This window comes from Streptomyces sp. CO7 (assembly GCF_053474865.1).
In genome coordinates this window covers 293,862-297,194 of record NZ_JBRIOU010000001.1, presented here as the reverse complement: position 1 = coordinate 297,194, position 3,333 = coordinate 293,862, and the positions used below count along the sequence as shown (strand labels likewise).

Annotated in this window: 2 protein-coding genes; one reads left to right on the top strand and one right to left on the bottom strand. The window is 75.9% G+C overall.

Features of this window, described 5'->3' with window-relative positions; genetic code table 11:
* Window positions 1-647: 647 nt before the first annotated feature.
* Entirely contained in the window at window positions 648-2,054 is a 1,407-nt protein-coding gene (locus ACOV8S_RS01365) for an MFS transporter (protein ID WP_448315482.1), read from the bottom strand.
* Between the two features lie 344 nt (window positions 2,055-2,398).
* Between ACOV8S_RS01365 and ACOV8S_RS01360 the strand changes: the two genes are divergently transcribed.
* Complete coding sequence (locus tag ACOV8S_RS01360) at window positions 2,399-3,331, top strand: DUF3027 domain-containing protein (RefSeq protein WP_448315481.1); 933 nt, start codon at window positions 2,399-2,401, stop codon at window positions 3,329-3,331.
* The last annotated feature ends 2 nt before the right edge of the window (window positions 3,332-3,333 follow it).

The following is a 3,333-nucleotide window of genomic DNA, read 5'->3' as shown; positions in this document are numbered from 1 at the left end:
CACCCGCCGCCACCGGGCGTGACCGCCCGTCGGACTCCCGCCGCAACGGGGCGTGACCGCCCGTCGGACTCCCGCCGCCACGGGGCCCGGCGCCCCGCCCCCAGCGCCCGAGGTGACTCGCCCGCTGCCTCGGGCCGCGGTGACCGTGCGCATGCCGCGCCACGTCCAGGCGCCCCGCCCTGCCCCCCTGCGGGCAATCGTGCCGCTGGGGCGGCACGGGTGGGCGCAGGGGCCCACGTCCTCAGGTGACGGCTTGCTCCACGCAACGTAAGCCCTTCCAGGAAGGGGGCGGGTCGGGGGACCGGAGAGTCCCCCCACCGAGGCTCGGCCCTGTGCGGCGGCAAGGGTCCCGTGCGTACGGTGCCGCCGGCTTGCGGTGGTGGGAGCTGCTTGCCGCGGAGGCTCGGGCCTGCGCCCGCCTCCCCCAGACTTCGTCCGGGGGGACCCCCACCCCCAAGCTCTCGGTCACCCCGCAGGGGGAGGGAAGGCACGACTCCGCCCGCATGCCCAGCCGCCCGCAGGGGTGAGGTGGGCAGTCCAGCGGCCCGCAGGGGGGCAGGGCACGGCCCCGCCGCGCGTACGGGGGCGGGCACGGCAGCTCAGCCGCCCGCAGGGAGGTGTGTCCGAGCCGCCCCCGGACCGTGTCGTCAGGCCAGGGTGCGGCGGCCCGTCGCCGTGGCGCTGTGGAGGAGGCCGCGGACGGTGGTGGCCCAGCCGACGCCGACGATGGCCGCGGCGACGGCCATGCCGAGGGGGCCCACCAGGGGGAGGGAGATGCCGATCGCGCCGCCGACCACCCAGGCGAGCTGCAGCGTGGTCTCGGAGCGGGCGAAGGCGGAGGTCCGCACCTGTTCGGGGACGTCCCGCTGGATCATCGCGTCGAGCGAGAGCTTGGACAGCGCCTGGGCGAACCCCGCGACGCCCGCGAGGACCGCCACCATCGCCGCCCCGAAGAACGCCGCCGCCAGCGCCCCTGCGAACACCACCAGCGCGACCACCGACACGATGATCCGCTCCGGCGCCCGGGCCCGCACCCACGCGCCGACCGCCGTGCCCAGCGCGTTGCCGGTGCCCGCCGAGACGCCGACGATGCCCATCGAGACGGCCACGCTCTGCCCGCTCATCGGGTGCTCCCGCAGCAGGAAGGCCAGGAAGAAGAGCAGGAAACCGGAGAGCACCCGCTGCGAGGCGTTGACCGCCAGCCCGTGCGTCACGCTCGTGCCGACCGCCCGCAGCGCCAGCCGGGGCCGGTCGCCAGGGCTGCGCCGGTGCGGGCCGTGCAGGTGCTCGGGGTCGGCCGCCAGCAGCGCCGGCTCCTCCCCCTTCGCGGAGTCGACCTTCTTCGGCAGCGAGAAGGACAGCAGCGTTCCCGCGACGAACACCGCGCACGCCGCGTACAGCGGCCACCGCGGCCCGAGCTGATGCAGGCCGGCCCCGACCGGCGCGGCGACGCCGGTGGCGATCAGCCCGCCGAGAGTGACCCGGGAGTTCGCCTTGACCAGCGAGAACTTGCGCGGCAGCAGACGCGGCACCACCGCGCTGCGCACCACCCCGTACGTCCGGGAGCACACCAGCACGGCCAGCGCCGCCGGGTACAGCTGGATGCCGCCGCCGACCACCGCCCCGGTGAGCACGAGCGCCAGCACCGCCCGCGCGCCCATCGCGGTCGCCATGGCGGCCCGGCGGCCGTACGGGATGCGGTCGATCAGCGGCCCGATCACCGGGGCGAGCAGCGCGAACGGCGCCATGGTGATCGCCAGGTACAGCGCGACCCGCCCGCGCGCCTCGTCGGTGGGGACCGAGAAGAACACGGTGGAGGCCAGCGCCACGGTGATCAGGACGTCGCCGGCCCCGTTCACCGCGTGCAGCTCGATGAGCTTGCCCAGACCCGACTCGCCCGCGCCGTGCGCGTGGGTGACCCGGCGGATCAGCCGGCCCAGGGCGCCGAACGGGGACTTCAGGGCACGCCCCACGGCACGGAACGGTCCGTCGTCACGGTCCGCTCCGCCGATGGTTCGCCCCCCGGTTCCCCGGGACGTCCGTACGGCTGCCACCCCGTCATAGTGCCCCGCCCGCGGCGGTTATGCGCTGTTCCGTCCGGGCGGTTCGGATTGTCGGAGGAAGAGCCCGCACGTCCCGCGAGACCCTCGCGCGCCGATCGGGATCGCCGGAACCGCCCGCCGGTGTGGGCCGACGGCCACGGAGAAGGTAGCGTTCGGTTGCGCGCCGTGGTGGTTGTACTCGGCTGCGCGCCTGAACCTCATCCCGCAGAATGGATGACACAGGTGCGCCCGAGCGCGATCGGGCGCGGACGTCGACGCGGCCCTTCGGTCCGCTCCGTCCGCCCCGCCGCCGTACGCGTGCACCCGTGAGACGGCGTAGGAGAGAAGCGATACCTGTGAGCGCAGCGACAACGCGAAGCCGCACCCCCGACCGCCTGTGCGCCGAGGCCGTCGACCTCGCCCGCGCCGCAGCCGAGGAGGCCGCCGCGCCGGGAGTCGTCGGCGAACACGTCGGCATGGTCTCCGAGGGGGACCGCGTCGTCACCCACTTCTTCGAGTGCCAGGACCTCGGCTACCGCGGCTGGCGCTGGGCCGTGACGGTGGCCCGGGCCTCCCGCGCCAAGATCGTCACCCTGGACGAGACGGTGCTGCTGCCCGGCCCGGACTCGCTGCTCGCCCCCGAATGGGTGCCGTGGAGCGAGCGGCTGCGGCCGGGCGACCTCGGCCCCGGCGACCTGCTGCCGACAGGCGCCGACGACCTGCGCCTGGAGCCGGGCTGGAGCGGTGAGGACGAGCCCGCGCCGAACTCCGCGGTCTCCGACGAGATGGCCGCGCTGGCCGAGGCGGAGGACGCCGAGGTCGAGGGCGCCGGGCCGGCGGAGCTGCCGGTCACCCCGGCCCGCGGCACGATCGCGGCCGTCGCCGAGGAGCTGGGCCTGCGCCGGGCCCGGGTGCTCTCCCGCTACGGACTGCACACCGCGGCCGACCGGTGGGAGGACTCCTTCGGCCCGAAGACCCCGATGGCGCAGGCGGCGCCTGCCACCTGCGTGAGCTGCGGATTCCTCGCCCGCGTGGGCGGCTCGCTGGGCCAGGCGTTCGGCGTGTGCGCCAACGAGTTCTCGCCCGCGGACGGGCGCGTGGTCTCGCTCGGATACGGCTGCGGCGCCCACTCGGAGGCCGCCGTGATGCCGAAGCCGCCGCGGCCCGCGCCGCCGGTCCTCGACGAGACCCGGGTCGAGTCGATGGTGCTGCACCCCGTCGCGGTCCCCGACGAGGGCTCCGTCCCCGCCACGGCCGACTCCTCCACGGAGGACCTGGGCCACTCCTGACC